This window comes from Microcystis sp., from assembly GCF_048564745.1.
GTDB classification, from domain to species: domain Bacteria; phylum Cyanobacteriota; class Cyanobacteriia; order Cyanobacteriales; family Microcystaceae; genus Microcystis; species Microcystis ichthyoblabe_A.
The window spans coordinates 24,659-30,658 of the sequence record NZ_JBLZRT010000171.1 but is presented as its reverse complement, the minus strand read 5'-3'; the positions used below and the strand labels follow the sequence as shown (position 1 = coordinate 30,658).

The window sequence follows — 6,000 nt, the reverse complement described above, 5'->3', positions numbered from 1 at the left end:
CCTTTGGTTTCGCTCAGGGTTAACCCTTTGGTTTCGCTCAGGGTTAACCCTTTGGTTTCGCTCAGGGTTAACCCTTTGGTTTCGCTCAGGGTTAACCCTTGGGTTTCGCTCAGGGTTAACCCTGGGGGTTCGCTCAGGGTTACCGGTGTGGGTTCGCTCAGGGTTAACGCGGTGGTTTCGCTCAGGGTTAACGCGTTGGTTTCGCTCTGGGTTAACCCTGGGGTGTCGGAGCGTTACCGCAGCGCTTTCGCTCCGGGGTACCCGATCGGCGTCGCGGTGGGTTAACCCTTTGGCTTCGCTCAGGGTTAACCCTTTGGTTTCGCTCAGGGTTAACCCTTTGGTTTCGCTCAGGGTTAACCCTTTGGTTTCGCTCAGGGTTAACCCTTTGGTTTCGCTCAGGGTTAACCCTTCGGACTTGCTCAGGGTTAACGTCAACAGTAAGCTCGACAGTGAGAAGGCGATCATCCTGACCCTGCCATTTAAGCCGTTTGACCGTTCCGGGGTAGGGAGCCTTAACCGTAGCCAATTGAACCAGTGCATTGTCGATCTCCTGTATTCTCGTCCTGATCACCGCTTGGTTGTATTCCCGTTCCTGAAGTTGTGCGGCGCGAACTGCCCTCTGTTTCTCCACTTCCAGTTGTTGGTTCTGAAGGGTGATCGCCCGTCGGTTTTCTTCTAGAGCCAATTGGTATTCTTCCTGAAGACGCTTTTCCTTGGCGGTTGATAGGGCGGCACGGGCGATGTCCAGTTGTATTTTTGCCTGTTCCCGTTCCGTTTCCATTTGGGAGAGTTTCGCCCGTTCGTGTTCGATAATTGTCTCCACGGATCCCCCCTGGCCTCCTTGATAAGGGGGTAAAGGTTGAGAGTCGATAGTAACAAAAGTGGGTAGGGAAGCGACATTAACGGGATCCCCCCTTAATCCCCCCTTGATAAGGGGGGCAGAGGGAAGGGCTAGTAATTGAGAAATTTTCTGTTTTTGTTGGGTTATTTTAGTCTCTATCTGTTGTAATTCTCCCGTTTTCAGGGTAATATGAGCAATTTCTTGCCGGTAGGAAACAGGGGGAAGTTTATTTAATGTTGGGGGTGGTGAAGGTAAGGTGAGTTCGGGTAGGGGAATCTGTAACTTTTTTAGGGAGAGTTCCAACTGTTGACGTTGGGTTTGGAGTCGTTGTCTCTCGGTAATGCGATCGCTTAGTATCTGACCCGCAACGATCCGAGAACCTTGTTTGACCCGCAGATCTGCGGGGGTGGTAAGGGTCAATCGGATTTTGATCTCTCTCGGTACGGTGGAGTGGGTTTTTTTCGGAGAGGATCCCCCCTTAATCCCCCCTTGATAAGGGGGGTAAGAGGTGGTAACGGGTGTAACGGGGGTGCTGGGGGTTTTTTGGGCGGTGGTGTAACTGCAACCGACTAGGGCGATGATGACGGCGGCGGCAACGGTCAGATAACGAAAGAAATCAGGACGGGGGGAATAGAATGGTTCTGGGACAATGGGGGAAGTATCGGCTTCTCTCAGGGCAACGCTCTCGCTTGTTTTCTCGCTGTGTTTCTCGATTCTGGGGACAATGGGGGAAGTATCGGCTTCTCTCAGGGTAAGCCCTTCGGCTTCTCTCAGGCCAGGCACTGAACTTTGTCTAAGTGTTTTTTGAGAAGCGATCGTTTCCAAAGTGGTCGGGGTTTCTAAGACAGTTGGAATTTCCAAGACAGTTGGAATTTCTGAGACGGTTTCTCCCGTGCGTTCCCGTTTCCAGCGACTAATCAGCTTGCGGGAACAACCCTTACCCGTTTTCTCCCGTACCAACGAGATCAGACCTTCGTAGGTCGTACCAGCTGGTGCGTCGTCGAGGATAGCGAAAACCGTCTCAGTGCGTCGCTGGTGGGGTTTTGACCTAGAAAGAGTGCTAACCATCTTCTACCCTCCGGTGATAAGGAAAGATACTGGTCACTTCTGCCTGTTTGCCGAAACGACATAGGGCGGTCAAGGGTACTAACTCGGCTACTTTCTTCTCGGCAAACCGGAATTTGGCGGCCACCCGCTTCACTTCTGACTGGTCCACTGGCAGAACGATTTTGGTAGAGGAGTTACCGATCACGTCGTCGCTGAGATGTCGTTCCGATTGGGATGCCAACACCAAACCCAGCCCGTATTTACGACCGTCAGCGATGATGCGGTCACAGGCCCGACTTTTCCGCAATTCCTTAGCCTCATCGATGAATAGGTAGGTACGGGGTAGTTTCCCTTCGATTTCGCCGGTTAACCGGTGTTGGTTCATCAATTGCCAGGCCAAGGATTCAGCGGCAATCGCCCCGATCTCCGGCGGTAATTTCGAGAGGTCGATGCGGATATGTTTCTCGGTGAAGTCGGGTTGGGGACGACAGAAGACACCGTAGGTGAAGGTGGCTATCAGTTTCAGTTTCAGTTTTTGGGATTCCTTACAGCCGCTCTCAACCCGCGACTCGATCTCCTGCTGCAAATCGGTAAAATTGGGCGCTTCCCTTGTCCAACTCGTCGGTTGTTCTTGACTGATACCCCGCCGGTTGTAACAAAATTGCAATATTTCTAACAGTAAACCCTCCTGATTTGGTCCCAACTGTAAGGAGCGTTTGAGGGTGGTGGTAACGGCGATGGCCTGTAGATGAGGACCACCCCCTTCAGCATCGAGGTTGACAATCAGGGGATTGATGCCGTGAGAACTGGCCATGTGCAGGGGATAACAAGTTTCGCCGATAATCTCCTGATCACCGTGGAAATCGATGATAAATAACTGAATATCGGGATAGGTCTGTCGAAGAGAATAGGCGATCGCTTTGAGGGTCTGGGTTTTGCCACTACCGGATGCACCGATGGCGACGATGTGACCGTTGGGGAGATGACCCGGATTCCAATAACAGTTATCCCCCAGAAGGATGCCAGACGGTGGCGATGATTCGTCCGATGGGGAATTGGGGGCCCGTAAAACGGCGGTGGGTAGTGGTTTCTGCTGTTTATTGAACATTGACTATCCTAGCGATGAGATGACCTGAAACGCTGTATTCTCCCAACTTGTCGATCGCATACTGGGGACTAGCGGCGGTAAGTCGGGCGTAGGCGACGTTACCCGGTTGTAGGGTAATAGTATCGAAACGGTCGGCATGACTGGGCAAACTTAGACCCGAACCATCAGCAATGGTCAGCGTTCCCGTTAAATATACCCTGTTACCCTGAGCTGCGCCGAAGGGTTCCGTTAAATTAGCGAGCCTATCTAAATATTCATCTTCCAAGACAATATTTTCGATCTTTACTTGGACTGGCGCGACCCGTTCCACCCGAATGCGGGAGGCGATGATCTGAGATTCCTGACTCGAACCCAGTCGGTACAACGTTCCCCCTTCGTCCTTGACCAGCAGATCGCTAACGGTCAACGGTTCGATTACCTCGTAGGTGGCATCCACCGGCTGTTCGGTAATGGCATTTCTCCCTTGAACCCTAACCCGCAACAGATAGCGGGAAGCATCCTCGTTCACCGTCTCGATCGCTCCCGACGGCAAACCCAACGCCTGATTGAATCCGCGAATCAGACCGCCACCACTATTGATAGAAATACTCAGGATGGAGACGACCACAAGAATAAACAGCAGGAACCACTCCGCATTACTGCCCGTGGCCAACCTCAAACGGGGATTTCTGGGGATGATCATCCTTCCCCGACCGGGATAAAACGCCTGCACTCCCGACTTAGTAAAAACATCGGCAAACCAGCCGAAAAAGTAACCGAGAATCAGACCGTACCAGAGTTGACTATAACCTAGTAGGGCCAAGGGATAAGCCGCAAGGGTGACGACACCCGACGCAAAGAAACTGTGGGTTATGCCCCGGTGAACCGTTCTCTTTTCTAGCCAACTGCTGACGGGAAACAAGAGCCGTCCGAGCGAGCTTTTGCCCGTGTCAATATCTGGTAACAAGGCCGCCACCGCCGCTATGCCCAATATCTCCGGATTGGCGGTTCCCAACGTTATGCTCGTCAAAGCTACCGAAAAGGCTATATGAGTGACGCTCATCATATAAATTATGAGTTATAAATTATGAATTATAAATTGTGAATTATAGATTACAAGTTATATATCAGTTCTGAATTAGGAAGTGAGAATTGTAAATTTAATTAAATTATCGAGCGGCAAGGGTTGGTTTTTTGCTGTGATCGGTAATCGGTAAACTGACAAATAATAGCGGATAACTGATAACCGATAACTAACAACTGATCAATAAGATCAGCGTCCCAAACGGTTAGACTGTCGGGGTAAGGAATAAATCATCAACCTGACCATTCCCACCGCTACGGTCAGTATCCCTCCGATCAGATAAAGACTGGTGTTATTAAAACCGAGTCCCAAGAATCTGAGAATCATAAAGCACATGAGAACGGCAATTAGTAGGGGAGTACCGTCGATCCACTGGGTATGGTCGTAATTATTGCCCTCCAATCCTAAATATTCTTCCTTGACCACCCGTTTCGCTAACATGGGATTACCGATCGCCCGTTGTTGCCAATCGGCTAATTTACCCGGTGTCACCTGCAATCCCAAATCGTTTGCTTCCCCCTCCATAATTTCGCGGATCGCCCTTTCTGGTAAGGCTTCCAATTCGATGCGGGGAAGCTTCAAAAAAATATCTCGGGCCGGGGGGTAAGTAGCCAACAATAATATCGGCTGTCCCTGTAAATGCAGTTTTTCCAACCAGCAACGCAGAGAAACGGGGAACCTGTGGGCATTGTCCATGACTAGAAAAGCGATGTTATTTTGCAACCATTCGGCGATGGTTTCCTGTAACTGTTGTGCCGTCATCGGTTTGCCCTCTAGCGTCTCCGTATCTACCCCCAAATCCCCGGCGATTTCCAGAAGCATCTGTTTGACCGTGCCGATGGCAGGGGCGGCCACCGGAAACCCCCGCCCCCACAAGTCCTCGATCACCCGCTCCGCTAAAAAGGTCTTTCCCGCACCAGCTTCCCCCACCACCAACAAACTGGCATTGGCTAGTAGGGCGGCCACCACCCGCTCTTTTTCTGCTCGCCTATAGCAGGAGATTGAAAGGGAATCATCAACGGAACGGATCGACAAGGACTGACGCTCACCGTCCGCTCCAACCCCGTAGGTATAGACCCGCTCCTCCCCGTTAGCCAATCTCCTTCTGTGTCGCTCGATCATCGTTCCGATTCCCAGTTCCCTTTCTACTATAGTTCCCCCCGATCTTTACTAGGAAATAATTTTGTACTACTTTACTTCCGGTGAGAGAAAGTGAAGTATTGACCGCTATTCGTGGCATCCTAGAAATAGGTGGTAAACCTTGACAATTGCATTGATAATAATCGATGGTTTTGCTGGATTTACTCTATACATCACCAAAGGGCGGGTAGTCGGTCGGAGAATCAATAGCGGGGTAATCATGGCAAAAGCAAAAAGTAATAGCGGACAATCTAAAGAACCGAAAAACTACAATCACGGTCAGACACATCCCCAACGTCCCGATATTGGAACCGAGCCGCATTTTACCTTGAAAAGCCTCTCAAGGTTTTAAACGAAAAAGATCCCAACGTCCCGATATTGGAACCGAGTCGCACTTTACCCTACCCTGGAAACAGTTTCAATCCCTATTAGGGTTTAAGATTATTTGGAACGGCAGCAACGAAATAAGCACAGTTCGCATCACCCAAGTTTCAATCCCTATTAGGGTTTAAGATTATTTGGAACGGCAGCAACGAAATAAGCACAGTTCGCATCACCCAAGTTTCAATCCCTATTAGGGTTTAAGATTAATTGGAACAGTAGTCAGTTATCAGTATCAGTGGTCAATTACAAGTTTCAATCCCTATTAGCGTTTAAGATTAATTGGAACAATAAAAAACCCGCTCGGAGGCGGGCGTAAACAAGTTTCAATCCCTATTAGGGTTTAAGATTATTTGGAACGGATTTCTAAGTCTTTTTTTGCTGTTTCAATAACTGTTTCAATCCCTAGTAGGGTTTAAG

Annotated in this window: 5 protein-coding genes and 1 CRISPR repeat array (1 of these 6 running past the window's edge); of the genes, 1 reads left to right on the top strand and 4 read right to left on the bottom strand. The window is 49.9% G+C overall.

The genetic code is table 11. The annotated features are described in order from the left end of the window. Positions 1–211: 211 nt before the first annotated feature. The 4 genes from ACOCD9_RS18520 to ACOCD9_RS18505 all read right to left on the bottom strand — a co-directional run bounded on the left by ACOCD9_RS18520 (position 212) and on the right by ACOCD9_RS18505 (position 5,181). On the bottom strand, positions 212–1,909 hold the full coding sequence (locus ACOCD9_RS18520) for a hypothetical protein (RefSeq protein ID WP_419548145.1): 1,698 nt from the start codon (positions 1,907–1,909) through the stop codon (positions 212–214). Further along, entirely contained in the window at positions 1,902–2,996 is a 1,095-nt protein-coding gene (locus ACOCD9_RS18515; RefSeq protein WP_123230656.1) for an ATP-binding protein, read from the bottom strand. Before ACOCD9_RS18515 ends, ACOCD9_RS18520 begins: the two co-directional genes overlap by 8 nt. Beyond that, positions 2,986–4,038, bottom strand: coding sequence for a metal-dependent hydrolase (locus ACOCD9_RS18510; RefSeq protein WP_419548144.1), 1,053 nt, complete (start codon positions 4,036–4,038; stop codon positions 2,986–2,988). The genes ACOCD9_RS18515 and ACOCD9_RS18510 overlap by 11 nt, the downstream gene beginning before the upstream one ends. Before the next feature lie 210 nt (positions 4,039–4,248). After that, positions 4,249–5,181, bottom strand: a complete 933-nt coding sequence (locus tag ACOCD9_RS18505) for an ATP-binding protein (protein WP_419548143.1) — start codon at positions 5,179–5,181, stop codon at positions 4,249–4,251. 139 nt (positions 5,182–5,320) lie between these two features. Here ACOCD9_RS18505 and ACOCD9_RS18500 point away from each other — a divergent pair, with 139 nt between their 5' ends. Continuing rightward, positions 5,321–5,551, top strand: coding sequence for a hypothetical protein (locus ACOCD9_RS18500; RefSeq protein ID WP_419548142.1), 231 nt, complete (start codon positions 5,321–5,323; stop codon positions 5,549–5,551). A 63-nt stretch (positions 5,552–5,614) separates the two neighbouring features. Next, positions 5,615–6,000: direct repeats of the CRISPR family, unit length 37 nt (it continues 3,543 nt past the right edge of the window).